This is a genomic window from Sphingomonas sp. SORGH_AS_0879 (assembly GCF_030819175.1).
Taxonomy (GTDB): Bacteria; Pseudomonadota; Alphaproteobacteria; order Sphingomonadales; family Sphingomonadaceae; genus Sphingomonas.
Window position 1 is genome coordinate 872795 of sequence record NZ_JAUTBJ010000002.1, and the last position, 25070, is coordinate 897864.

The window sequence follows — 25070 nt, forward strand, 5'->3', positions numbered from 1 at the left end:
GAACAAACGTCATGAATCACTTGCGTTTCCCGTTGCGAACCACTCTCATTGCCGTTGCGCTGCTCGTCGGGCAGGGTGAGGCCATGTCCGCCGACCTGTCCAAACCGCTGTCGCCCCCCATCGTCATCGCGCATCGCGGGGCGAGCGGGGAGCGTCCCGAACACACGCTGGCCGCCTATGACCTGGCGATCCGTGAGGGGGCCGATGTGATCGAGCCCGATCTGGTGCCGACCAGCGACGGCCATCTGGTCGCCCGGCATGAAAACGAGATTTCGGGCACCACCGACGTCGCCGCCCATCCCGAATTCGCGGACCGCAAGACGACCAAGACGATCGACGGCCAGAGCGAAACCGGCTGGTTCACCGAGGACTTCACGCTGGCCGAATTGAAGACGCTGCGTGCCCGCGAACGCCTGCCCCAGCTTCGCTCGACCGCCTATGACGGGCGGTTCTCGATCCCGACGCTGGAGGAGATCATCGCGCTCGCCAAGCAGCGGTCGACGGAGACGGGGCGCATCATCGCCATCTATCCCGAAACCAAGCACCCGACCTATTTCGCCTCGATCGGCAAGGGCACCGATGCGCCGCTGGTCGCCGCGCTGACCAAGGCGGGCTGGACCACGGCGGAGGCGCCGGTCTTCATCCAGTCGTTCGAGGTGAACAATCTCCGGCATCTGAAGACGATGACCGGCATCCGCCTCATCCAGCTCGTCGCCGCCGAGGATGGCCCGGCGGACAAGGCCGCGCCCAGCTATGCCGCGATGATGACGCCGGAGGGGCAAAAAAAGGTCGCGACCTATGCCTGGGGCATCGGGCCGGACAAGGCGATGCTGTGGAACGGCGATGCACCGACGAGGCTGGTGACGGACGCCCATGCGGCGGGTCTGCGCGTCCATCCCTGGACCTATCGTGCGGAGAATCAGTTCGTGCGTCCCGCCTTTCGCCGGGGCAGCGATCCCAAGGCGCAGGGCGATGTCGCGGGCGAAATCCGCGCCGCGCTGGGCCAGGGTATCGACGGATTCTTCACCGATTTCCCGCAAATCGGGGTAGAAACGCGCAACGCCGTCGTGCGTACCCGCTGAAAGACCCTGTATCCATGCGTAACCTCGTCCTGAAACTCGCCGCCCTGACCCTGCCGCTTGGCCTTGGAGGCTGTGTGAAGACGGTCGCCAGCGTGGTGAAGGCACCGTTCCAGGCGGCGGGGCAGGTGGTAGACTGGACGACGACCAGCCAGGACGAGGCCGATCGCAACTACGGCCGCAAGATGCGCAAGAAGGAAGCGCAGGAGGGGCGCGAGCGGCGCGACTATGAGAAGCAATGCCGCAAGCACCCGGAACAGTGCCAGGGCCAGCAAGGCTATGACGGCTATCGCGCCGCCAATGACTGATCGCTGACGGGCGGCCATCCGGCCAGGATGGTCGCCACCGCCGTCAGCACCTGCGGCCGGTGCTGAACCCATAAATGGCTGGATCGGACCTCGATCGCCGGGACCGAGTCGTCGCGGCAGATGAGGCCGGACACCAGCCCGTCGCTTCGGCTCCAGATCGCGGCGGCGGGGCAGGGGAGCGGGCCCGCGATCGCTGCCGATCGGGCAATGACGGTGGGATCGTCCACCGACTCGCCGGTCAGCCGCTCGAACACGCGCCAGACATTGGTGGCGCGGGGTGGCCCGGCATAGGGCGAGGAAATGGTGATGACGCCCGCGACCAGATCGGGCCGGGCCTGCGCCACCATCCGTGCCATGATCCCGCCCAGGCTGATGCCGATCAGCGTGACCGGCCCTTGCCCCGCCAGCGACTCGACCCGCGCGATCAATTGCTCGGCCTGTGGCCCCACGCTGCGCACGCCACGGTTGCGGCCCAGCCCCCAGCCATGGACGCGGTATCCCTTGGCGGTCAGATAGCGGCGCAACACGATGTTGGACGCATCGCTGTTGGACAGGCCGGGCAATATCATCACCGTCCGTCCATCGCCACGCGGCGCGGAGGCCAGGTCTGCCCGGTGGCGCCACCAGGTCGCGCCCATCCACAGCGCGCGGGGCAGTTCCGCGGCCCAGAGCGCTTTCGACGGCGGTGGGATCACAGCCATGTCATCACCGTCACGGGGAAGGGCGTCCACCACCCCATCCGCACCCCCGCCGCCGCCAGCGCGTCGCCGGTCCAGTTGTTACAGGTATGGGCGACGCTGTACCGCCCGTTCGCCTCGTAAAAGGCGTCATATACGTCATAGCCGGGATAATGCCGCCCGCCGCGTCGCCAACGCGATTGGATGAAAGCGACCATATGGCGATAGGCCACCGGGGACAGGCGGATCATCCGCACATCGTCGCCGTTCGCGCGGGGGAGCGGCAGATGATCGACATGGATCAGCGTCCGGTCGCTGCCCAGCGCAGCGCGCAGGATCGTGCCCGGCCTGACGTCGCGCCAGTGCGGCGTCTCGCGAAAGAAACCCGCCTCGCCCCAGCCGATCGCCAGATAGGGAAAGCCCGCATAGCGCGGGTCGCGCAAGTCCTGTGGTTTCGCCCAGTCGCGCCAGTCCATGCCCGCCGCCTGTTTGGGCACGATGATCGCGGTGTGGATCGCGCTCGCCTCGACGAAGATGGTGACGGCATCGGGACCGGCGGCGGGCTGCGCGACGGTCTTGCGCGGGATCGCACCCAGCGCCAGCCCCGCCGCGACATAGACAAACACCACCGCGCCGATCGCGACCGCGACGCCCCTTGCGACGCGCCCCAGCCGTCGCCACGATATGGTTTCATTTGTCACCATCATCATGATAGGCTCCGCTTATGGCACAGGATACCCATGTTCTCGCCGCCCCGCCCGAAGGCGCCGGAGCCGACTGGACCATCCCGCAAGGGTGGGAGCATTACACCGCGGAGGAACATGCGACCTGGGATACGCTGTTCGCGCGCCAATCCCAATTGCTGCCGGGCCGCGCGTCGGAAGCGTATCTGCGCGGGCTGAACGTTCTCAAGCTGTCGCGGCCGGGCATTCCCGATTTCGAGGAACTGTCCGACCGGCTGATGAAACTGACCGGGTGGCAGGTGGTCGCGGTGCCGGGGCTGGTGCCGGACGATGTGTTCTTCGACCATATGGCCAATCGCCGCTTCGTCGCGGGCAATTTCATCCGGCGGCCGGATCAGCTCGATTATCTCCAGGAGCCGGACGTCTTCCACGACGTGTTCGGCCATGTGCCGATGCTCGCCGATCCGGTCTTCGCCGATTACCTCGCCGCCTATGGCCGGGGCGGGCAGCGGGCGCTGGGGATGGATGCGCTCAAATATCTCGGGCGGCTCTATTGGTATACGGTCGAGTTCGGGCTGGTGCGTGAGGGGGGCGACTTGCGGATTTACGGCGCGGGGATCGTGTCGAGCTATTCGGAAAGCCGCTTCGCGCTGGAGGATCCCAGCCCCAACCGCATCGGCTTCGACCTCGCTCGGGTAATGCGGACAGAGTATCGGATCGACGACTTCCAGCAGAATTATTTCGTGATTCCGAGTTACGAGGAATTGCTGCGGACGACGCTGGAGACGGACTTCGCGCCGCTTTACGACGCGATCAGGGGGATGCCCGATATTCCCGTGGCGGAGATCGTGGATGGCGACGCGGTACTGACCCACGGGACTCAGGCTTATGCCCGAGCGAAGGCCGCGTCCCAACCCCGTCGCCCCAGCGAAGGCTGGGGCCTTTCTCGATAGGGAATGCGGGTGGCCGGAGATCCCAGCCTTCGCTGGGATGACGGGAGCGGGATGGCGGGATGACGGAACCTTATGCCGCACTCCCGGTTCGCGCATCATGCATGACCAACCCAACAACGCAGTGAATTACCCGCTGCTCGCCCAGCCCCATATCCAGCTTTACGGTACGGTGGACGAGGTGATGTACGCCGGTTTCAAGGACCAGCTCGCCGCCGCGCCATCGGAGGGCCCGCTGGTGGTGTCAATCACCACATTGGGCGGCGACCCGGAGATGGCGCGGGCGATGGGCGACTCGATCCGCCTGCTGCGCGATCATAGCGGCCGCGAGACGCTGTTCCTGGGCAAGGTCGCCGTCTATTCGGCGGGGGCGACCTTCATGTCGGCCTTTCCGGTCGAGTATCGCTTCCTGACGCGCGGCACCCGGTTGATGCTCCACGAACGCCAGATGTCGGGCTCGATCGACCTGTCCGGCCCGCTGACCAATCTGCCGGTCGTGCTCAAGGCCAAGCTGCACGAGATCGAGCAGTCGGTGCTGATCCAGGAGGAAGGCTTCCGCGCCATCGTCAACGGGTCGAAGGTGACCTTCGAGACGCTCCAGGAAAAGGCGCGCAGCAACTGGTATATCGACGCCGAGGAGGCACGCGATCTGGGCCTCGTGCTTGATGTGATCTGAGGCAGCGCCTAAATCGGTCAAGACATTTGCGACAAGCGCCCCTGTCATGTATCGGCGGGGGCGATCCTTTGCCGACATGCCTGTCGGCCCATCCAGCGGGTTTGTGACCATGGCCGAATTTGCCCTGCCGAAGAACAGCGTCATCAAGAAGGGCGAAACGCATAAGCCGACCACCTCGGGCCGCATCAAGAAGTTCAAGGTCTATCGCTACGACCCCGATTCGGGCCAGAATCCGCGCTACGACACGTTCGAGGTCGATCTGGACGAGTGCGGCCCGATGGTGCTCGACGCGCTCATCAAGATGAAGGCCGAGCAGGACAGTTCGCTGACCTTCCGCCGTTCGTGCCGCGAGGGCATTTGCGGATCGTGCGCGATGAATATCGACGGGCGCAACGGCCTGGCCTGCACCACCGCGATCGAGGATGTGAAGGGCACGGTTCAGATCACGCCCTTGCCGCACATGGATGTGGTCAAGGATCTGGTCCCCGACTTCACCCATTTCTACGCGCAATATGCCTCGATCAAGCCATGGCTCCAGACCGTGTCGCCCGCCCCCTCGGGCAAGGAGCGGCTCCAGTCGCCGGACGACCGCGCGAAGCTGGACGGTCTGTACGAGTGCATCCTGTGCGCCTGCTGCTCGACCTCGTGCCCCAGCTATTGGTGGAACAGCGACAAGTTCCTGGGACCGGCGATCCTGCTCCAGGCCTATCGCTGGCTGGCCGACAGCCGCGACGAGATGACCGGCGAGCGTCTGGACGAACTGGAAGACCCCTTCCGCCTGTATCGCTGCCACACGATCATGAACTGCGCGAATGTCTGCCCCAAGGGGCTGAACCCGGCCAAGGCGATCGCCGAGATCAAGAAGATGGAAGCCGAGCGGATCATCTGATCCCCCTCCGTCGCCCCAGCGCAGGCTGGGGCCTCTCTTGATGGAGGGACGGCGGCCAAAGATCCCAGCCTTCGCTGGGATGACGATTTGAAGAAGGGGGTCGGAAACGGCCCCCTTTTCTTATTCCTCCCCAAGCTGTGCTTGGGGAGGGGGACCATCGCGCCAGCGATGGTGGAGGGGCGGTATCCCCAACGAAGCGGTGACACCCCTCCGTCAGCCCTACGGGCTGCCACCTCCCCTTGCAGGGGAGGAATGGGGTTGACGTCGGACAGGGCAGGGCAGACATCGCCTCCAACATGCCCGATATCCTGAACGCCTATCACCGCCTGGTCGCCGCCGAAGAGCTTCGCCCCGATCCCGAACAGGCCGCCGCCGCCGCGCGCCTCGAGCAACTGGCGACAGAACTCGAAACCCCGCGAAAGACCGGCTTTCTCGCCCGCCTGACCGGCAAGGCCGCGCCCGCGCCCAAGGGCGTCTATCTCTGGGGGGATGTCGGGCGCGGCAAGTCGATGCTGATGGACCTGTTCTTCGACCATGTCGCGGTCGAGGCCAAGCGCCGCGTCCATTTCGCCGAGTTCATGCTGGAGGTTCACGCCCGCATCGCCACCGAGCGCGCCAAGCAGGCGGGCGACCCGATCGCCCCCGTCGCCGCCGCGCTGGCCGAGGAAGTGCGGCTGCTGGCCTTCGACGAGATGATGGTGACCAACAGCCCCGACGCGATGATCCTGTCGCGGCTGTTCACCGCGCTGATCGAGGCGGGGGTGACCATCGTCACCACCTCCAACCGCCCGCCCAGGGACCTCTACAAGAACGGGCTGAACCGCGAGCATTTCCTGCCCTTCATCGCGCTGATCGAGGCGCGGCTGGACGTGCTGGCGCTGAACGGCCCGACCGATTACCGTCGCGACCGGCTGGGGCGGCTCGACACCTGGCTGGTGCCCAATGGACCCAAGGCGACGATGACGCTGTCGGCGGCGTTCTTCCGCCTGACCGACTATCCGGTCGAGGATGCCGCGCATGTGCCGTCCGAGGATATGAAGGTCGGCGGCCGGGTGCTGCATGTGCCCAAGGCGCTGAAGGGCGTGGCGGTCTTCTCGTTCAAGCGGCTGTGCGGCGAGGCGCGGGGAGCGGCCGACTATCTGGCGGTCGCGCGGCGTTTCCACACCGTCATCCTGGTCGGCATCCCCAAGCTGGGGCCGGAGAATCGCAACGAGGCGGCGCGCTTCGTCCAGCTTATCGACGCGCTCTACGAGCATAAGGTCAAGCTGCTCGCCGCAGCGGACGCGCAGCCTGGCGAACTCTATGAAACCGGCGATGGTCGGTTCGAGTTCGAACGCACGATCAGCCGCCTGGAAGAGATGCGCTCCGAAGACTATCTGGCGCAAGGCCATGGCTCGGACGAAGGGCCGACGACGCCTTAATGCACTTGCGAACCATTATCGTTTAAAATCTTAAACTCTGTGGATTAACGGTTGCCCCCACGCCGATATGGGCGTAGGCCGCGTGACCAATCACGCACGTCCACTACGGAGTAGGATTGGAATGGCTCGCAAGAAGATCGCGCTGATCGGCGCCGGTAACATCGGCGGTACGCTGGCGCACCTCGCCGCGCTCAAGGGGCTGGGCGATATCGTCCTGTTCGACGTCGTCGAGGGCGTGCCCCAGGGCAAGGCGCTCGACCTGTCTCAGTGCGGCCCGGTCGAAGGCTTCGACGCGAATATCAAGGGCTCCAACGATTACGCCGATATCGCGGGCGCCGATGTGATCATCGTCACCGCCGGTGTCGCGCGCAAGCCCGGCATGAGCCGTGACGACCTGCTCGGCATCAACCTGAAGGTGATGAAGGCGGTCGGCGAGGGTATCGCCGCCAACGCGCCCGACGCCTTCGTGATCTGCATCACCAACCCGCTCGACGCGATGGTCTGGGCGCTGCGCGAATTCTCGGGTCTGCCGGCGAACAAGGTCGTCGGCATGGCGGGCGTGCTCGACTCGGCGCGCTTCTCGCACTTCCTCGCCGAGGAATTCGGCGTGTCGGTGAAGGACGTGAACACCTTCGTGCTCGGCGGCCACGGCGACACGATGGTCCCGGTCCTGGAATATTCGACCGTCAGCGGCATTCCGGTCAGCGACCTGATCGAAATGGGCTTCTCTACCAAGGAAAAGGTCGACGAAATCATCAAGCGCACCCGTGGCGGCGGCGGCGAGATCGTCGCCCTGCTCAAGACCGGCTCGGCTTACTATGCGCCCGCCACCAGCGGCATCGCGATGGCCGAGGCGTATCTCTACGACCAGAAGCGCATCCTGCCGGCCGCCGCGCACCTGTCGGGTGAATATGGCATCGACAACCTCTATGTCGGCGTGCCCGTCGTGATCGGCGCCGGTGGCGTCGAGAAGGTCGTCGAGGTCAAGCTGTCGGACGAGGCGAAGGCCAATCTTCAGGTGTCGGTCGACGCGGTCAAGGAACTGCTCGTCGCCTGCAAGGGCATCGACGGGTCGCTGGCGTAATCCCCTTGATTGTGCCCCGGCGGAGGCCGGGGCCCAGTTGGGGAGGTATTCGAGATGGAGCGACCGGGCTATGTCTATATCATGGCCAGCGATCGCAACGGGACGATCTATCTCGGTGTGACCAGCAACCTGGCCCAGCGCGTGCTTCAGCATCGCGAAGGGGTGGTTGATGGGTTCACGCGAAAACATCGCTGTCATCGCCTCGTCTGGTTCGAGGCGCATGAGAGCATCGAATCAGCACGGCAGCGCGAGCTGCGGATGAAAGAATGGAAGCGGGCCTGGAAGCTGCGGGAAATCGAAGGGCTCAATCCCGACTGGGATGATCTTTACGACCGGATCGCACTGCCATGATCGTTTCCCCAACTGGGCCCCGGCCTTCGCCGGGGAACAAGAGGAAGAGAAGTTAGATGAGCATCCTCGTCAACAAGAACACCAAGGTCATCACCCAGGGCATGACGGGTGAAACCGGCACGTTCCACACCCAGCAGGCGCTGGCGTACGGCACGCAGATGGTCGGCGGCGTGACGCCGGGCAAGGGCGGCACCGAGCATATCGGCCTGCCGGTCTTCAACACCGTCGCCGAAGCCAAGTCGAAGACGGGCGCGGACGCGTCGGTCATCTACGTGCCGCCGCCCTTCGCGGCCGACTCGATCCTGGAAGCGATCGACGCGGAGATTCCGCTGATCGTCGCGATCACCGAGGGCATTCCGGTCCTCGACATGGTCAAGGTCAAGCGCGCCTTGTCGGGTTCCAAGTCGCGCCTGATCGGCCCGAACTGCCCGGGCGTGCTGACGCCGGGCGAGTGCAAGATCGGCATCATGCCGGGTTCGATCTTCAAGAAGGGCTCGGTCGGCGTCGTGTCGCGCTCGGGAACCCTGACCTATGAAGCGGTGTTCCAGACCTCGAACGCTGGCCTGGGTCAGACGACCGCGGTCGGTATCGGCGGCGATCCCGTCAACGGCACCAACTTCATCGACGTGCTGGAGCTGTTCCTGGCCGACGACGAAACCCAGTCGATCATCATGATCGGCGAAATCGGTGGCTCGGCGGAAGAAGAAGCCGCGCAGTTCCTCCGCGACGAGGCCAAGCGCGGCCGCTCGAAGCCGATGGCGGGCTTCATCGCGGGCCGTACGGCTCCTCCGGGCCGTCGCATGGGCCATGCCGGCGCGATCGTGTCGGGCGGCCAGGGCGGCGCCGAGGACAAGATCGCGGCGATGGAAGCGGCCGGGATCAAGGTCGCGGCCAGCCCGTCGGAGCTCGGCTCGACCCTGTTGTCGGTGCTGAACAAGTAAGGCGTATCGCGTCACCCCGGCACAACCGCCGGGGTCCGTGGCGGCAGGCGGGCCGCTCGCGGCTGCGGACCCCAGGCGGATGTGCCGGGGTGGCGATCATGAAGAAGACGGGCGGTCGAGGAAGCGTCTCATGGGCTACGAAGGCCAGGAATTCAGCGACATCGCGGCGGGCGTCAGCCCCGCCTTCATCGAAACGCTCTACGCCAAGTATCAGGCCGACCAGTCGTCGGTCGATGCGGGCTGGCGGACCTTCTTCGAGGGTCTGGAGCAGGGCGTGGGCGCCCCCAGCTGGCAGAACAAGCGCTGGCCGCTGACCTCGACCGACGATCTGACGGCGGGTCTCGACCCGACCCAGATGGAACCGGCCCCCAAGCCCGCCAAGGGTGGGAAGCCCGCTCCGGCAGCCGCCGCCGCGGCCCCCTCGACTGCCGACATCGTCAAGGCGGCGGGTGACGCGATCCGCGCCCAGCTGCTGATTCGCACCTATCGCGTGCGCGGCCACCTTGCGGCGAATCTCGACCCGCTGGGCCTGTCGGGCCTGCGCGAGCTGCCGGAAGATCTGAAGACCGAATATCACGGCTTCACCGACGCCGATATCGACCGCAAGGTCTACCTCGGCGGCACGATGGGCTTCGAATGGGCGACCGTTCGCGAGCTGGTCGACACGCTGCGCAAGAATTACTGCGGCAATATCGGCCTCGAATATATGCACATCGCGGACGTGGAGGAACGCCGCTTCCTCCAGGACCGGATGGAAGGTCAGGACAAGGCGATCGACTTCACCGTCGATGGCAAGAAGGCGATCCTGAACAAGGTCATCGAGGCCGAGCAGTGGGAAAAATTCCTCGGCAAGAAATATGTCGGCACCAAGCGCTTCGGCCTGGACGGCGGCGAGTCGATGATCCCCGCGCTCGAATCGGTCATCAAATATGGCGGCCAGATGGGCGTGCGCGAGATCGTGTTCGGCATGGCGCATCGCGGCCGCCTGAACGTGCTGGCCAATGTCATGGCCAAGCCGTTGCGCGTGATCTTCCACGAATTCGCCGGTGGTTCGGCCAACCCCGATGATATCGGCGGTTCGGGCGACGTGAAGTATCACCTCGGCACCTCGACCGACCGTGAGTTCGACGGCCACAAGGTCCATATGTCGCTGGTCGCCAACCCCTCGCACCTCGAGGCGGTGAACCCGGTCGTGCTGGGCAAGACCCGCGCGATCCAGACGATCGCCGACGACCTGACCGATCACTCGGCCTCGGTGCCGGTGCTGATCCATGGCGATGCGGCGTTTGCGGGTCAGGGCATCGTCTGGGAATGCCTCGGCTTCTCAGGGATTCGCGGCTATAACACCGGCGGCTGCATCCACTTCATCATCAACAACCAGGTGGGCTTCACCACCAGCCCGCAATTCGCGCGCTCCTCGCCCTATCCGTCCGACGTGGCCAAGGGCGTCCAGGCGCCCGTTTTCCACGTCAATGGCGACGATCCCGAGGCGGTGACCTTCGCCACCAAGATGGCGATCGAGTTCCGCCAGAAGTTCCATCGCGACATCGTGATCGACATGTGGTGCTATCGTCGCTTCGGTCACAACGAGGGCGACGAGCCGGGCTTCACCCAGCCGCTGATGTACAACAAGATCCGCTCGCACCCCGGTGTCAGCGAAATCTACTCGAAGCGCCTCGTGTCCGAGGGCGTGGTCGATCAGGCCTGGGTCGACGAGAATATCAAGCAATACACCACCCGCTGCGAAGGCGAGTTCGAAGCGGGCGCGAGCTACAAGCCCAACAAGGCCGACTGGTTCGCCGGTCGCTGGTCGGGCCTGTCCGCGCCCAAGGAAAGCGATCAGGGCCGCCGCAATGTGGAGACCGGCCTCGACAAGAAGCTGTTCGACGCGATCGGCCGGACGCTGACCACGATCCCCGAAGGCTTGCAGGTTCACAAGACGCTGAACCGCGTGCTCGACGCCAAGCGTCAGATGTTCACGACCGGCGAGAATTTCGACTGGGCGACCGGCGAGGCCTTGGCCTTCGGCTCGCTGCTGTCGGAAGGCTATGGCGTGCGTCTGTCCGGCCAGGATTCGGGTCGCGGCACCTTCTCGCAGCGTCACGCGGTCTGGGTCGACCAGACCGACGAGCACAAATATGTGCCGCTGAAGACCGTCGAGCATGGCAGCTTCGAGGTGCTGGACAGCCCGCTGTCGGAATATGGCGTGCTGGGCTTCGAATATGGCTATGCGCTGGCCGATCCGAAGACGCTGGTGCTGTGGGAGGCGCAGTTCGGCGACTTCGTCAACGGCGCGCAGATCATGATCGACCAGTTCATCACGAGCGGCGAGTCCAAGTGGCTTCGCGCCAACGGCCTCGTGATGCTGCTGCCGCATGGCTATGAAGGGCAGGGGCCGGAGCACTCCTCCGCGCGTCCCGAGCGCTTCCTCCAGTCCTGCGCCAACGACAATATCCAGGTTGCGAACTGCACCACCCCGGCCAACTATTTCCACCTGTTGCGCCGCCAGATGCACCGCAATTTCCGCAAGCCCCTGATCGTCTTCACGCCCAAGTCGCTGCTGCGCCACAAGCTGGCGGTGTCCAACGCCGAGGACTTCCAGGGCGAGAGCCACTTCCGTCGTCTGTTGTCGGATACCAACGGTGCCGCCGACGAAGCGACGACGCGGCTGGTCCTGTGCACCGGCAAGGTCGCCTATGACCTGATCGAGGCGCGCGACGCGGCGGGCGACACCACGACCCAGATCGTGCGGGTCGAGCAGCTCTATCCGTTCCCCAGCGACGCGCTGGCCAAGCGGATCGCGCGGATGCCGAACCTGCAGGACGTGGTCTGGGCGCAGGAAGAGCCGAAGAACAACGGCTACTGGTTCTTCGTCGAGCCGCTGATCGAGGAGGCGCTGGCCGAGGCCGGGGCTTCGGTGAAGCGCGCCCGTTATGCGGGTCGCACGGCGGCGGCGTCGCCCGCCACCGGCCTGATGAAGCGCCACACCGCCGAGCAGGGTGCGCTGGTCGCCGATGCGCTGGGCCATAATGTCCGTGAGGAAATCCGCCGGACGCGCGCCGAGGGCAGCAACACCACCGCCAAGCCGACCACGGCGGCTGTGGACTGACTTACCGAGTTCCCCGGTTCGTGACCGAGCCGGGGAGGGATGAAATCTGGCGCGGGCGCTTTGCCCGCCCGCGTAAGAGCCCCGGTCTATGGACCGGGCGGAGGAAATGGAAATGGCGACTGAAGTTCTGGTCCCGGTACTGGGCGAATCGATCTCCGAAGCGACGCTGGGCGAATGGCTGAAGCAGCCGGGTGACGTGGTGGCGGTCGACGAGCCGATCGCGAGCCTGGAGACCGACAAGGTCTCGGTCGAAGTGCCCTCGCCGGTGGCGGGTGTCATGGGTGAGCATGCCGTCAAGGTCGGCGACACGGTGCAGGTCGGCGCGCTGCTGGCGACCGTCGAGGCCGGTGGCTCGGCTCCGGCCAAGACCGAAGCGGCGACCCCGGCCGTGACCGCAGCCCCGGCTGCTGCCACTCCGGCTCCCGCCGCTGCGCCTGCCGCTGACGAGTCGAGCGACTCGCCCGCCGCGCTTTCGCCGTCGGTGCGTCGTGCGGTGCTCGAGCACGGCCTCGACCCCGCGACGATCAAGGGCACCGGCAAGGACGGCCGCATCACCAAGGAAGATGTCGCCGCCGCCGCCGCCAACAAGTCGAGCGCACCGGCTCCGGCCGCCGCTGCTCCGGCCGCTGCCCCCGCCGGTTCGGCGCGCAAGGAAGAGCGCGTGAAGATGACGCGCCTGCGTCAGACGATCGCCAAGCGCCTGAAGGAAGCGCAGAACACCGCCGCGATGCTGACGACGTTCAACGACGTCGACATGACCGCGGTGATCGAGGCACGCGCCAAGTATAAGGACCTGTTCGAAAAGAAGCACGGCGTCCGCCTGGGCTTCATGGGCTTCTTCGTGAAGGCCGCGACCATGGCGCTGAAGGACATTCCGTCGGTCAACGCTTCGATCGAGGGCGATGAGATCGTCTATCATGATTATGCCGACATCTCGGTCGCCGTCTCGGCCCCGAACGGCCTGGTCGTGCCGGTCATCCGCGATGCACAGGACCTGACGGTCGCGGGCATCGAGAAGACGATCGGCGATTTCGGCAAGCGCGCCAAGGACGGCACGCTCAAGATGGACGAGATGAAGGGCGGCACCTTCACCATCTCGAACGGCGGCGTGTTCGGCTCGCTGATGTCGACCCCGATCATCAACCCGCCCCAGTCGGCGGTGCTGGGCCTCCACCGTATCGAGGAGCGTCCGGTCGTCGTCGACGGCCAGATCGTCATCCGCCCGATGATGTACCTGGCGCTGTCCTACGACCACCGCATCATCGACGGTCGCGAGGCGGTGACCTTCCTCGTCGCGCTGAAGAACGCGATCCAGGATCCGACCCGCATCCTGATCGACCTCTGATCGTTTCGTGATCCATACGGACCCTCGCAATCGCGGGGGTCCGTTCCTACTGTTTGAAGGCGGGCATGCCCGCAGGCTGGACCCCGAACGCCGGGGAACGGGAGAGACAAATGGCTGAGTATGACTATGACGTCCTGGTGATCGGCGCTGGCCCCGGCGGCTATGTCGCGGCGATCCGCGCGGCGCAGCTTGGGCTGAAGACCGCGTGCGCCGAAGCGCGCGAGACGCTGGGCGGAACCTGCCTCAATGTCGGCTGCATCCCGTCAAAGGCCTTGCTCCACGCATCGGAATTGTTCGAGGAAGCCAGCCATGGCACCTTCGCCAAATTCGGCGTCGAGATCGAGGGCGCGAAGCTCAACCTCGACCAGATGCACGCCGAAAAGACCAAGGCGGTCGGCGAGCTGACCGGCGGCATCGAATATCTCTTCAAGAAGAACAAGGTCACCTGGCTCAAGGGCAAGGCCGCGTTCCAGGATGCCAGCACCGTCAAGGTCGGCGACCAGACTGTCACCGCGCGCGACATCGTGATCGCGACCGGCTCGGTCGTGACCCCGCTGCCGGGTGTCGCAATCGACCAGAAGGTCGTGGTCGACTCGACCGGCGCGCTGGCGCTGCCCAAGGTGCCGGAGCATCTGGTCGTCATCGGCGGCGGCGTGATCGGGCTGGAGCTGGGCTCGGTCTGGCGTCGTCTGGGCGCCAAGGTCACGGTCGTCGAATATCTCGACCAGATCCTCCCCGGCTTCGACGGCGAGGTCCGCAAGGAATCGGCGAAGCTGTTCAAGAAGCAGGGCATGGAACTGAAGACCTCGACCAAGGTGACCGGCGTCACCGTCGAGGGCGACCGCGCGACCGTGTCGGTCGAACCGGCGGCTGGCGGTGCGGCGGAAACGCTGTCGGCCGATGCCGTGCTGGTCGCCATCGGCCGCAAGCCCAACACCGACGGGCTCAACCTGGAAGCCGCCGGCGTGAAGCTGAATGGCCGTGGCCAGGTCGAGATCGACCATGACTTCGCGACCAATGTCGATGGCATCTGGGCGATCGGCGACGTGGCCCCCGGCCTGATGCTCGCGCACAAGGCCGAGGACGAGGGCGTTGCGGTAGCCGAGAACATCGCCGGGCAGACCGGCATCGTGAACCACGACGTCATCCCCAGCGTCGTCTACACCATGCCCGAGATCGCCGGTGTCGGCCTGTCGGAGGAAGCCGCCAAGGAAAAGGGCGAAGTGAAGGTCGGCAAGTTCCCCTTCATGGCGAACAGCCGCGCCAAGACCAACCGCGACACCGATGGCTTCGTAAAGGTGATCGCCGACGCCAAGACCGACCGCGTGCTGGGCGTGTGGATCATCTCTTCGCTCGCAGGCACGATGATCGCCCAGGCCGCACAGGCGATGGAGTTCGGCGCGACGTCGGAAGACATCGCCTATACCTGCCACGCGCACCCGACCCATGCCGAGGCGCTGAAGGAAGCCGCCATGGCGGTACAGGGCAAGCCGATCCACATCTGATCGGGCATACTTCGGAACGTGGAAGGGGCGGGCATCGCAGGATGCTCGCCCCTTTCGTTATGGAATGCCTAAGGTCAGGGTTGCCAGAGCATCGATGGCCTTTGAAACTCCCATGTCGGGCCCGTGACCGCAAAGCCACAACGACAGGCCGTCACAAACCGGTCATTACGCTGTCGCCACGGTGTCACGCACCGGCCCCATGCGCCCGCCTCATTGGGTTAACAATGCCATTGGGGTCAAAATCATGGTGAAGTATCTGATCGGTGTCGCGACGGTCGCGCTGATCGCGCCCGGCGTCGCGGCGCAGACCCTGCCGGCGCAGGCCGCCGTGACCGGCAGCGCCGATCCGATCGCCGCCGATCCGACCGCTGCTCCCGCCGACGACCAGGCGGGCAGTTCGGGCGATGTCGTCGTGCTGGGCTTCGGCCAGAGCCGTCAGGTCCAGACGATTACCGCCGCCGACCTCGACCGGCTGACGCCCGGCACCTCGCCGCTCAAGGCGATCTCCAAGCTGCCCGGCGTCAATTTCCAGGCGTCCGATCCGTTCGGCGCCTATGAATGGTCGACCCGCATCTCGCTCCGCGGCTTCAACCAGAACCAGTTGGGCTTCACCCTCGACGGCGTGCCGCTGGGCGATATGAGCTATGGCCCGACCAACGGCCTGCATATCAGCCGCGCGATCATTTCCGAGAATATCGCCTCGACCAGCGTGGCGCAGGGCGCGGGTGCGCTCGGCACCGCCTCGACCAGCAATCTGGGCGGCACCATCCAGTTCACCAGCCGCGCGCCGTCCGAAACCGCCGGGATCGCCGCGTCGGGCACCTATGGCAGCAACGACACGATCCGCGCCTTCGTCCGCGCCGATAGCGGCGATCTGGGCGGCGGGCTGAAGGGCTATCTCAGCTATGCCTATCTCACCACCGACAAGTGGAAGGGGTTCGGCAGCCAGCGCCAGCATCAGGCCAATGCCAAGATCGTCAAGGACTTCGGCGATCGTGGTTCGATCACCGGCTTCTTCAACTTCTCGGATCGCCGCGAGAACGACTATCAGGACCTCAGCCTCGATATTATCAAGCGTCGCGGATTTTATAACGACAATATTAGCAACGATTATCCGCTCGCCATCCTCTACGCCAAGCAGGCGACCAACGGCGCGGCGGCGGCGGCCTATGCGGCGCGGAACAATGGTTCGCTGACCGGCTTCACCGCGCCCTATGCCGGGGTGGCCATCGGTCTGCCCACGGGCATCACGCTGGACGACGGCTATTATGACGCCGCGGGGCTTCGTCGCGACTATCTGGGCGGGATCACCTTCGACGCCAAGCTGACCGACAGCCTGTCGCTGACCTCGACCAGCTATTATCATCGCAACAAGGGGCAGGGGTCGTGGATCACCCCCTATACCCCGACCCAACTCGGCGCGCCCAATGCCGATGGCACGCCGATCACCAATCCCGCGCCGCTGACCTTCCGCACGACCGAATACAGCCTGGACCGCGCCGGGACCATCGCCAAGCTGGCGCTGACCACCGGTGCGAACAAGCTGGAACTGACCGGCTGGTATGAGAGCAACACGCTGCATCAGGCGCGTCGCCTCTATGGCATGACCGACACCGCGACGCCCAACCGCAACGCGCTGGATTTCCAGAGCAATCCCATGTCGACGACGTGGAACGGCAAGTACGATACCGAGACGCTGCAATATTCGGTCGGCGACACGCTCGATATCGGCCAGCTGACCATCAACGGCGGCTGGAAGGGGATGCGGGTGCGCAACCAGGCCAATGTGCTGGCGGGCTCGCTGGCGCGCGGTCGGATCAAGAGCCAGGACTGGTTCCTGCCGCAGATCGGCGCGGTGCTGCACCTGGGCAACCAGGCGGAGGTCTTTGCCAGCTATACCGAGAATATGCGCGCCTTCATCGCCGCTGCGACCGCGCCGCCCTTCTCGATCAGCCAGGTCGCGTTCAATGCGGTGGCGAACACCGTGCGTCCCGAAAAGTCGAAGACGGCGGAAGGCGGCGTCCGCTATCGCACCGGCGGACTGCAACTGTCGGCGGTCGGCTATTATATCGACTTCTCCGACCGTCTGTTGACCTATTCGATCGGCACCGCGATCCAGGGCATTCCGCCGACGCTGAACAATGTCGGCGGCGTGGAAAGCTATGGCGCGGAGGTTTCGGCCTTTTACCGCCTGACCCCGGCCTTCTCGGCGCTGGCCAGCTATTCCTACAATGATGCCACCTATCAGCAGACGGTGCGCGACGGTTCGGGCAATCTGCTGGCCGAGAAGGGGCGGTACGTCGTCGACACGCCGCAGAACATGGTGAAGGGCGAGCTGGTCTATGACGATAGCCGGTTCTTCGGCCGGGTCGGCGCGGATTATATGTCGAAGCGCTATTTCACCTATCTGAACGACCAGTCGGTCGAGAGCCGGGTGTTGGTCGACGCCAGCATCGGCTATCGCTTCCCGGCGGAATGGGGCGGCTTCTCGATCGAGGGCAGCGTGACCAACCTGACCGACAAGAAGTATATCTCGACCATCGGCACGAACGGCTTCCAGGCCAGCGGCGACAACCAGACGTTGCTGGCGGGCGCGCCGCGCCAGTGGTTCGTGACGCTGAAGAAGGGGTTCTGAGCCAAACCCTATCCGTATGACGCTCCCCTCCCGCAAGCGGGAGGGGATGGGGGAGGGCTGGAAGTCTCGCCGAGCCCGTCGCTTGCGGCTCTTGCCCCTCCCCAACCCAGTTTCAGGTAAACGATGCCCTGCATCGTTTAGGTCATGCCGGGGGCATGACCGACCTGAAACTCCCTGCCGGGAGAGGGGCTCTTTACACCGCCCAGGCTCCGATATCCGGCTGCTCCCCGATCAACGCCAACCCGTGCGCGATCGAGGTCAACTCGCCCCCGGTCGCGATCTTCCCGCCGCCGAACCGCGTCTCGAACATCCGCCGGATCGCGGGCATCAGAGAGGTGCCGCCGGTCAGGAACACCCGGTCGATCGCGCCTGCCTCGGTCCCGGCGGCGGTGAGCGCCCGGTCCACCGCCTGCTCGATCCGCGCCAGGTCGGGGGCGATCCACGCTTCGAAATCGGCGCGGGTCACGTCCGCCTCGATCGACAGGCCGCCGCCCTCGAACCGGAACCGGGCTTCCGCCGCGGCGGACAGATCGCGCTTCACCCGACCGACCGCATCATAGAGCCGGTATCCCTGTTCCTCCTCGATGATCGCGATCATCCGCCCGATCGCGTCGGGGTCGAGCGCGGCGCGGCGGAGTTTTTCGAGTTCGGCCAGCGTCTTGCGATTGCGCATCAACGCCAGGCGCGACCAGTCGGCGAAATCGGCGAAGAACCCCCGCGGGATCTCCAACACCTTGTCGAACGAGCGATATTGCCCGCCCGCCCCCAGCAACGGCAGGACCAGATGGTCGATCAGCCGTTGGTCGAACCGGTCGCCCGCGATGCCGACACCGGCATGGCCGAGCGGTTCGCAGCGACGCTCGGCACCCGGCGCGGCGATGCGCACGACCGAAAAGTCGCTGGTTCCGCCGCCGAAATCGGCGACCAGCACGGTCGCCGGCTCGGTGATACGCGACGCATAGCTGAACGCCGCGCCCAGCGGTTCGTAGACATAATGGATTTCCACCCCCAACCGCGCGAACATCGCGTCATAGCGTTGGCGGGCGAGTGCCTCGTCGGGCCGGTGCCCGGCATATTCGACCGGTCGCCCGACGACGATCCGCGCCGCGCGTCCGTCGAGCACCCCGCCGCTGCGCGCCGCCATCCGGTCGAGAAACGCGCGGCCCAGTTCCTCGAAGCGATAGCGTTTGTCGAACACGGTCGCGTGCTCGAACACCGGTGAGGCGGCGACCGACTTGAACGACTGGATGAACCGGCTGCCGCCCGGAAATTCCAGATATTCGGCGATCGCCCAAGGGCCCGCCTCGACCTCGATACCGTCCCCCTCCCAGAAGCACAGGGCCGAACGGAAGACGGGATCGGTGCCGTTCGGGCCCGTCAGCGGCACGAGGTGCGATGTGCCTGTATCGGCCCGCGCGATGACCGAGTTGGTGGTGCCGAAGTCGATGCCGAGGATGGTGTGCGGGGTGTCGGTCATGCGGCGTCCGCTACACGAAGTGCGCGGCGGGGGGAGATTTTTTGTTCGCGCGGAGGCGCGGAGAGTTCGGATGCCGGGTCGGCTCATCGGCTTTTATCGGGCGGGAGGCAGGTTCACGCGAAGCCGCGATGACGCGAAGAGGGCAGCGCCAACTCCGAACGTCTTCGCGCCTTCGCGTGAATCTGTCTCCCGCCCGAGAGCGTATTCATCCGCGCGGCAAATCTAGACCGCTCCGCGCCTCCGCGTCTCCGCGCGAAAATCATTATTGCGCGGCGTTCGGCGGCACCAGATCCGGCCACCGCTCCAGCATCGCTGCCGTCACGCCGTTGGTCCAGCCGAAGCCATCCTGCGTCGGATATTCCCCGCCGCCGCCGGGCCGCCGTTCCTCGACATCATATTTTTCCAGCAGCTTGCCCGTCTCGGCATAGGTGCGCGCGACGGTGGCGATCCAGCGGCGGGCGATGTCCTTGGCCAGCGCCCGTTCGCCATATCGTCCCAGCCCCTCCACCGCGACCCATTGCAGCGGTGCCCAGCCATTGGGCGAATCCCATTGCTGGCCCGTGCGGATACCGGTGGTGCGCAGGCCCCCTTCGCCGATCAGCGTCGCGCGGGTGGTCACGGTGACCGCACGGGCCTGTTCGGCGCTGGCATGCCCGGCGAACAGCGGGAACAGGGAGGCGGCGGTCCGGCTGTTCGTGGGACGGCGCGTGACACGGTCCCAATCGGCGTAGCGCTTCTCCCCCGCGACCCAGAGATAGCGATCGATCGCCGCCTTCCGCCGCGCCGCCATGTCCATGAACCGATTGGCAGTCGCGGTGTCCCCCGTCGCTATCGCGCGCGCGGCGATCCGGGTTTCGGCGACCCATAACAGGCTGTTGAGATCGACGGGCACGATATCGGTGGTGCGGATCGTCTCCAGCCGCATCGGATCGGCCAGCCAGCGCGAGCTGAAGTCCCAGCCGGATTCCGCCGCCGCCCGCAGGTCGCGCTGGACCACGCCAGCGGCTCGGGGGGCGGCCTTGACAGCGGTCTCGCGATCCTCGCGCCAGCTTTCGTCGCGGGGCGTGTCGCGCGCGTCCCAATAGCGGTTGAGCAGGCTGCCATCGGGCATCCGCACGACATGGGCGCACGCTCCACCCGCGTCCAGGCAGGTCGCGCCCGCCATCCAATAGTCATGCTCGCGGATCAGTGCCGCCAGCCGCCGCTTCGCCAGCACCGGATCGTGATTATCCGACAGGTCCATCATCAGCGCCAGAAAGGGCGGCTGCGAACGGCTGAGATAATAGGTGCGCGTGCCGTTGGGGATATGGCCGTAACGCTCGACCAGATCGACGAAATCGGCGAGCATCGCCTCGATCAGCGGGGCCTGCCCATCGGCCTTCAGGCCCAACATGGTGAAATAGCTGTCCCAGTAATAAATCTCCTGGAAGCGGTCGCCGGGCACGACATAGCCATGGTCGAGCCCCAGTGCCGACGATCCCGCGACCGGCGCGAAGGGCGCGCGGCCCAGCACCGGCCACAGTTCGCGGATGCGATCGCGTAAGGGCGGCCGGGCCTGCTGCTCACCGCGCACCGAGAAGTGGCGGCGGACGAAGGCAGTCAGCGCCGCCTTGTCCATCGGCTTCTCACGGGCATAGGCGGCCATGATCGTGTCGGGCTTTTCGCGCGGAACCGCGTCGGCGAAGGTCTTGCCATCGGGAAATACGCGCGCCTCCTGCACCGCCACGAACAGGGGACCGTAAACATCGGCGGGCGAGGGCGGCATCGCCTGCGCCTGGAGCAGCAGCGCGAGCATGGGGAGCAGCGTCAGGGGGCGGGTCCGGGCGGGGCGGTGGGTCATCGGTCGCGTCTCTCCTGTTCAACCTTGTCGTGCGGCACGCGGCAGCAGGACGGTGGCGGACAATCCGCCGCCCGCCGCCTCGGCCAGGATCAGTCCGCCGCCATGCAGTTCGGCCAGTTCGCGGACGATCGACAGGCCGAAGCCATGCCCGTCCCCCCGCTCGTCCAGCCGGGCCCCGGCCTGGGTGGCGCGAAGGCGATCCTCCTCGGCAATGCCCGGCCCATCATCGACCACGCGCAGCAGGATCTGTCGCCCCTCGGTCGCGGCGGCGATCGTCACCCGCGACCGGGCGTGGCGGGCGGCATTGTCGACCAGATTGCCCGCCACTTCATCCAGATCCTGCGCATCCATCGCCACCGTCAGATCGGCGGCGATGTCCGTGGTCACGGCGATGCCCCGGTCGGCATGGAGGCGACCGATCGCATGGGCCAGGTCGTCCATCGCGGGGGCCAGGGGCGTGGCGGCGCGCGTCGCCCCCATCTGCGCACGGGCGCGGGCGAGGTGATGGCGGATGGTCGCATCGATCCGCGCCACCTGTGCCGCGCGGGGTGGGTCGTTCGCCAGATCGAGCGCCAGCGTCGCCACCGGGGTCTTGAGCGCATGGGCCAGATTGGCCGCCGCCGTTCGCGCCGCCGCCAGATTGCGCTCGGTATCGACGGTCAGCGCGTTGAGCTCGACCGCCAGGGGTTGCAACTCGGCGGGCTGGTCCTCCTCGACGCGGGTCCGCTCGCCGCTACGGATCGCGGCGACCTCGTCGCGCAACCGGCGCAAGGGGCGCAGGCCGAGGCGTAGCTGAATCAGGCTCGCCGCCGCCAGCAACACACCCAGTCCCGCCAGCATCGCGAGCAGCGGGATCAGCGCGGCGCGGATCGGTCGCGCGACGACCGAGCGCGGGGCCGCGACGGTGATCGTCACCGGTCCTCGCGTCGAGGGGATCGTCACCTGTCGCGCATGGACGCGGACGCCCTGTTCGGTCCGCCCCTCGGCGGGACGGGGGGCGGCGACGGTTTCGGCGGGCGGGACGGCCTCACCCGGTGCGGGCGGCGGCGGTGCGGCGAGGGGTGGAAAATCCCCCGACCCCAAAATCCCGGCGGGCCCCGCGATCCGCCAGCGCCAACCGGGTTCGGGCTCCAGCAAGCCCCGGCGCGAGGCGATCCGGTCACGGTCCACCCGCCCTTGCGGATCGACGGCGGCAGCGAGCACCGCGATCTCCGAGTCCAGCCGCTGGTCCAGCCCGCGCGTCACGATCCCCTCCAGCGCGCGGGTCAGCCCCCATCCGGCGAGCAGCAGCGCGAACAGGATCGCAACGCCGGAGATCAGGATCATCCGGCCATGGATCGACCGTGGCAGCTTCAACTCGCATCCCCGGCGGTCAGGCGATAACCCATGCCGCGGACCGTCTCGATCAGGTCCGCGCCGATCTTCTTGCGCAGCCGCCCGACGATCACCTCCAGACTGTTGGAATCGACATCGGCATCGCCCTCATAGACCCGCTCCAGCAATTCCAGCCGGGGGATGACCGCCTCCTTGCGCAGCATCAGCGCGGACAGCACGCGCCATTCGAAGGCGGTCAGCTTCAGCGGCAGGCCGTCCAGCTCGAACTGTCCGGTCTGGCTGTCGAAGGAAAGGGGGCCGCAGGTCAGGCGCGGCTGGGCATGGCCCGCCGCGCGGCGGACCAGTGCGCGCAGCCGCATGACCAGTTCCTCGACGCGGAAGGGCTTGGTCAGGTAATCGTCCGCGCCCGCCTTGAACCCCGCGACCTTGTCCGACCAGCCGTCGCGCGCGGTCAGGATCAGCACGGGCAGGGCGCGGCCCGCCTCGCGCCATTGCCGCAGCAGCGTCATGCCGTCACCATCGGGCAGCCCCAGGTCGAGCACGGCGGCATCATAGATTTCGGTATCGCCCGCATGGCCCGCGTCCACGCCGCTGGCGAACAGGTCGACCGCGCAATTCTCCGCCCGCAACGCACGCGCGATGGCGGGGCCCAGCGCGGCATCATCCTCGACCAGCAATATCCGCATGACGCTGATGTCTTCCCCCTGATGGCCTGCGTGCCGCCCGCTATCCTCGCACAGCTTAAACCCAATCTGAACCGCGCGGTTCAGCGGGCATCGGGCCGAATCACCTAAAAGCGGGGCATCAACCAAGGAGCCTCAGACCATGTCTCGATGGAATGTTTCGAATTTCCGCCCTAAGGGCAAAGCCCCGCTGGCCGCCGCCGCCGCCGTCCTGGTCGCCCTGGGCGCGGGGGGCGGTGCCGCCGCGGTTTCGATGACCCGGCCGAGCGTCGCCATGGCCCCCGCCACCCCGACGCCGATCGCCAGGCTGTCCTCGACCAGCGGTATCGTCACCGCCAAGGGGCGCGTCGCCGAAGTGTTCGGCGACCGGTTCGTGGTGCAGGACGGCACGGGCCGCGCGATGGTCGCCGGGTCGCGCGATGTGGTGCCCTCGGTCGGCAGCAATGTGATGGTGCAGGGCCGGTTCGACGACGGGATCATGCACGCGCAATATCTGGTCGATCCCAATGGGTCGGTCGTGCCGGTCGGCCCGCCGCCGCCCCCGCCGGGCGGTCCGCGTGGTCCCGGTGGCCCGCGTGGCGACGGCCCGCCGCCTCCGCCACCCGGCGGTCCCGGCGCTCCCCCGCCGCCTCCGCCGGGCGGCTGCGCGCCGGGTGCGGTGCCTCCGCCCCCGCCGCCGGTGAACGGTGTCGCGCCGCAGGGTGCCCCCGTACCGCCGCCCCCGCCGCCCGCCGGAGCTCCGGCTCCCGCCCCCACGGGTGCGGTTCGTCCGGCGGCGGTGACCGGGGTTTGATGAAGGCGCCCTCCGGCTTCGGGCCGGGGGCGTTTTCGTGTTTGGCGAGCGGGTGGGGCGTGGCCTTCGACGTCGCTCAGGCTGAACGGGGGTAGTAGAGGTCCCTTCCTCCGCTCCGTTCAGCCTGAGCGAAGTCGAAGGCCAAGGGAATCCCTCTCCACAAGGAACATTCCCCACTTCCACCCTTTAGGCCCCCATGCGCTGGCTTCGATCGCTCGACATTCCGGCCGAATGGCTGTGGCTTCAACATGTGCTGGTCATCGCGACGGCGATCCTGATCGCGGTGGTGGTGCACAGCATCGCGATGCGGATCGCGGGCCACGCCGCGCGGCGCACCGCCAGCCAGAGCGACGACCTCGTCCTCGCCCATATCCGCCAGCCGCTGCGCTGGGTCGCCATCGCCATCGCGGTCAGCTTCGCGATGCGGCTGGTGCCGATGTCGAGCGATGGGCGCGATATCTGGCGACAGGTGCTCGGCTTCGGGGTGCCGGCACTTCTCGGCTGGCTGGCGGTGTCGGCGCTGCGCGCGTTGCAGGGCGTCGTCTATCTCCGCGCCGATATCAGCGTGGAGGATAATTTGCGCGCCCGGCGGAAGCGGACGCGGGCACAGATATTGGGGCGGATCGGCATCTTCCTGATCGTGTTCCTGACCGTCTGCCTGATGCTGCTGAGCGTGCCGGGCATCCGCACCATCGGCGTGACCCTGATGGCCTCGGCGGGTATCGCCGGTCTGGTCGTCGGTGCCGCCGCACAGCCCGCGCTCAAGAACCTGATCGCGGGCGTGCAGATGGCCTTTACCGAGCCGATCCGGCTCGACGACGTGGTCATCATCGATAACGAATGGGGGCGGATCGAACAGATCCACCTGACCTTCGTGGTCGTGCGCATCTGGGACGAGCGGCGGCTGGTCGTGCCGGTCGCCAAGTTCCTGGAGAACAGCTTCCAGAACTGGACGCGCGAAACCAGCCAGTTGCTGGGATCGGTCTTCTGGTATCTCGATCCGGCGGCGGACATTCCCCGGCTGCGCGAGAAGATGGGCGAACTGGTCGAGGCGAGCAAGCGCTGGGACCGGCGCTTCTTCAACATGCAGGTGACGGACGTGAAGCCGGATTCGATCGAAGTGCGCGGATTGATGACCGCGCGCGATGCGGCGATCGCGTTCGACCTGCGGTGCGAGATTCGCGAGGGGCTGCTGGACTATATCCGGCGGGAAATGCCCGAGGCGCTGCCCCGGCGGCGGTTGGAGCATCTGGGGCAGGGCGTGCCGGGGGCATAACCGTCATCCCAGC

General features: G+C 66.5%; 21 protein-coding genes. 15 read left to right on the top strand and 6 right to left on the bottom strand.

Annotation, left to right across the window (positions count from 1 at the left end):
* The first annotated feature begins 83 nt into the window (after window positions 1-83).
* Together QE379_RS04850 and QE379_RS04855 are read left to right on the top strand one after the other, a co-directional pair.
* Entirely contained in the window at window positions 84-1082 is a 999-nt protein-coding gene (locus QE379_RS04850) for a glycerophosphodiester phosphodiesterase (protein WP_307003087.1), read from the top strand.
* A 14-nt stretch (window positions 1083-1096) separates the two neighbouring features.
* A complete protein-coding gene (locus QE379_RS04855) occupies window positions 1097-1387 on the top strand; it encodes a hypothetical protein (protein WP_306998384.1) in 291 nt (96 codons plus the stop codon).
* Here QE379_RS04855 and QE379_RS04860 read toward each other — a convergent pair.
* Window positions 1366-2088, bottom strand: coding sequence for a triacylglycerol lipase (locus QE379_RS04860; protein WP_306998386.1), 723 nt, complete (start codon window positions 2086-2088; stop codon window positions 1366-1368). The two genes, QE379_RS04855 and QE379_RS04860, sit on opposite strands and share 22 nt — an antisense overlap.
* Window positions 2079-2774, bottom strand: coding sequence for a TIGR02117 family protein (locus QE379_RS04865; protein WP_306998388.1), 696 nt, complete (start codon window positions 2772-2774; stop codon window positions 2079-2081). Before QE379_RS04865 ends, QE379_RS04860 begins: the two co-directional genes overlap by 10 nt.
* A gap of 14 nt (window positions 2775-2788) precedes the next feature.
* Between QE379_RS04865 and phhA the strand changes: the two genes are divergently transcribed.
* The 11 genes from phhA to QE379_RS04920 all read left to right on the top strand — a co-directional run bounded on the left by phhA (window position 2789) and on the right by QE379_RS04920 (window position 17653).
* Window positions 2789-3700 carry a phenylalanine 4-monooxygenase gene (phhA, locus tag QE379_RS04870; RefSeq protein WP_306998390.1) on the top strand — a complete coding sequence of 304 codons (912 nt, stop codon included), beginning with the start codon at window positions 2789-2791 and terminating at the stop codon, window positions 3698-3700.
* Between the two features lie 97 nt (window positions 3701-3797).
* Entirely contained in the window at window positions 3798-4373 is a 576-nt protein-coding gene (locus QE379_RS04875; RefSeq protein WP_306998392.1) for a ClpP family protease, read from the top strand.
* Window positions 4374-4482: 109 nt separating this feature from the next.
* The gene (locus QE379_RS04880) at window positions 4483-5262 is read left to right on the top strand and encodes a succinate dehydrogenase iron-sulfur subunit (protein ID WP_306998394.1); all 780 of its coding nucleotides are present in this window, start codon (window positions 4483-4485) and stop codon (window positions 5260-5262) included.
* Between the two features lie 296 nt (window positions 5263-5558).
* The gene (gene zapE, locus QE379_RS04885) at window positions 5559-6683 is read left to right on the top strand and encodes a cell division protein ZapE (protein WP_306998396.1); all 1125 of its coding nucleotides are present in this window, start codon (window positions 5559-5561) and stop codon (window positions 6681-6683) included.
* 121 nt (window positions 6684-6804) lie between these two features.
* Window positions 6805-7767: a malate dehydrogenase gene (gene mdh, locus QE379_RS04890; RefSeq protein WP_219020808.1), complete on the top strand. Its 963-nt coding sequence runs from the start codon at window positions 6805-6807 to the stop codon at window positions 7765-7767.
* Between the two features lie 54 nt (window positions 7768-7821).
* Window positions 7822-8118 (top strand): GIY-YIG nuclease family protein, encoded by a 297-nt coding sequence (locus QE379_RS04895; protein WP_306998398.1) that lies wholly within the window; start codon window positions 7822-7824, stop codon window positions 8116-8118.
* Between the two features lie 56 nt (window positions 8119-8174).
* Complete coding sequence (gene sucD, locus QE379_RS04900) at window positions 8175-9059, top strand: succinate--CoA ligase subunit alpha (protein ID WP_042484035.1); 885 nt, start codon at window positions 8175-8177, stop codon at window positions 9057-9059.
* A gap of 130 nt (window positions 9060-9189) precedes the next feature.
* Entirely contained in the window at window positions 9190-12168 is a 2979-nt protein-coding gene (locus QE379_RS04905; protein ID WP_306998401.1) for a 2-oxoglutarate dehydrogenase E1 component, read from the top strand.
* 112 nt (window positions 12169-12280) lie between these two features.
* Entirely contained in the window at window positions 12281-13513 is a 1233-nt protein-coding gene (gene odhB / locus QE379_RS04910) for a 2-oxoglutarate dehydrogenase complex dihydrolipoyllysine-residue succinyltransferase (RefSeq protein ID WP_306998403.1), read from the top strand.
* Between the two features lie 110 nt (window positions 13514-13623).
* Window positions 13624-15018, top strand: a complete 1395-nt coding sequence (gene lpdA, locus QE379_RS04915) for a dihydrolipoyl dehydrogenase (RefSeq protein WP_306998405.1) — start codon at window positions 13624-13626, stop codon at window positions 15016-15018.
* Window positions 15019-15262: 244 nt separating this feature from the next.
* Window positions 15263-17653 carry a TonB-dependent receptor gene (locus QE379_RS04920; protein ID WP_306998407.1) on the top strand — a complete coding sequence of 797 codons (2391 nt, stop codon included), beginning with the start codon at window positions 15263-15265 and terminating at the stop codon, window positions 17651-17653.
* 193 nt (window positions 17654-17846) lie between these two features.
* Here QE379_RS04920 and QE379_RS04925 read toward each other — a convergent pair whose 3' ends face one another.
* The 4 genes from QE379_RS04925 to QE379_RS04940 form a co-directional block, all read right to left on the bottom strand.
* The gene (locus QE379_RS04925; RefSeq protein WP_306998409.1) at window positions 17847-19130 is read right to left on the bottom strand and encodes an Hsp70 family protein; all 1284 of its coding nucleotides are present in this window, start codon (window positions 19128-19130) and stop codon (window positions 17847-17849) included.
* Window positions 19131-19392: 262 nt separating this feature from the next.
* Window positions 19393-20970 (bottom strand): alpha,alpha-trehalase TreF, encoded by a 1578-nt coding sequence (gene treF / locus QE379_RS04930; RefSeq protein ID WP_373461725.1) that lies wholly within the window; start codon window positions 20968-20970, stop codon window positions 19393-19395.
* An 18-nt stretch (window positions 20971-20988) separates the two neighbouring features.
* Window positions 20989-22326, bottom strand: coding sequence for an ATP-binding protein (locus tag QE379_RS04935; RefSeq protein ID WP_306998411.1), 1338 nt, complete (start codon window positions 22324-22326; stop codon window positions 20989-20991).
* Window positions 22323-22991 carry a response regulator transcription factor gene (locus QE379_RS04940; protein ID WP_306998414.1) on the bottom strand — a complete coding sequence of 223 codons (669 nt, stop codon included), beginning with the start codon at window positions 22989-22991 and terminating at the stop codon, window positions 22323-22325. The genes QE379_RS04935 and QE379_RS04940 overlap by 4 nt, the downstream gene beginning before the upstream one ends.
* A 139-nt stretch (window positions 22992-23130) precedes the next feature.
* On the opposite strand from QE379_RS04940, the gene QE379_RS04945 reads away from it, so the two are divergent.
* On the top strand, window positions 23131-23781 hold the full coding sequence (locus tag QE379_RS04945) for a hypothetical protein (RefSeq protein WP_306998416.1): 651 nt from the start codon (window positions 23131-23133) through the stop codon (window positions 23779-23781).
* Between the two features lie 196 nt (window positions 23782-23977).
* Window positions 23978-25057 carry a mechanosensitive ion channel family protein gene (locus tag QE379_RS04950; RefSeq protein ID WP_306998419.1) on the top strand — a complete coding sequence of 360 codons (1080 nt, stop codon included), beginning with the start codon at window positions 23978-23980 and terminating at the stop codon, window positions 25055-25057.
* Window positions 25058-25070 lie beyond the last annotated feature (13 nt).